Consider the following 1091-nt stretch of genomic DNA (forward strand, 5'->3'; position numbering starts at 1 on the left):
GCCTACCTTTGAGGTAGATAATCTCAGGGCAGGGACTCATACCATTACGTTCAACTATAGACCATCGGGCTCAGGAGGTAAGACTTGTGCGATACAAGTACCTGTAACGATTACGGAGCCAGCAGCATTAACTCTTACCTCTACGGTAGAGCAGGTAGCGATGTGTTCAAACAATTTTAAAGCGCGAGTAAAACTAACTGCGGGTGGAGGTAATGGAGGTTATAATTATACCTACTTAGTAGGAGGAGTGGTAAAAGCAGGTCCACAAAGCAGCAATATTTTTGCAGCGGTAGCTACAGGCACAGCGACTTTCGAGGTAAAAGACAGCAAGGGTTGTGTAGAGACAATTACCACAGTGATTGCTACCCCGCGTACGGTAAGCCTTACCTTGCAGGCTACGGACTGCTATGCGGGCGATAGTCAAGGGGTAGTAACTGTAACGATAACAGATGGTAATGGAGGTTATAGTGTAAGGCTAAACAATGGTGCTACGGTATCGCCTAGTACAACAACGGTAACACATAGTTTTAGAGGCTTGACACAGGGTAGCTATAGTGTAACGGTAACCGACCAATACGGTTGTAGTGCGGTATCAAATATCATTATATACCCATCGTTAAACTTCAGAGTAAAGACTACGCAGCAATCGGCTTGTGGTAGCAATGCTAAGATAGAAGTGATAGCGAGCGGAAGTGGTATAGAATACGCGTTTAGGAAAGCAGGTACCCTAACACCGCTTTCGTATAGTGGTACGAATAATGTAACCCCATCGGTAGGTATTACTACCGAGACATGGGAGGTATATGTGAGGGCAGGTAGATGCGTGAAGACACAGACGGTAACCCTTGCACGGGTAGCGGCAGCAGACTTCACGGCATCGGTGAAGACACCTACCTGTGTAGGAACAGGTACGGGCGAGATAGTGCTTAAGGATTTTGTAGGCGGTACACCTTTTAGTGTAGGGGTTACGCGTCCGGGCGGTAGTACCGTTACCCAAACAGGAGTATCGGGTACTTATACAGTAACTAATGCGATAGCAGGTGTATATACGATAACAGTGAAAGACGTATACGGCTGTAGTAGTGTTCGTA

Annotated in this window: 1 protein-coding gene; it reads left to right on the forward strand. The window is 46.6% G+C overall.

Annotated features, from left to right (window positions below; all coding sequences use genetic code 11):
* On the forward strand, positions 1–1091 hold a 1091-nt coding region (locus HMPREF9074_RS12545), incomplete at both ends, for a hypothetical protein (protein ID WP_034541105.1).

Source organism: Capnocytophaga sp. oral taxon 329 str. F0087 (assembly GCF_000213295.2).
Lineage (GTDB): Bacteria > Bacteroidota > Bacteroidia > Flavobacteriales > Flavobacteriaceae > Capnocytophaga > Capnocytophaga leadbetteri_A.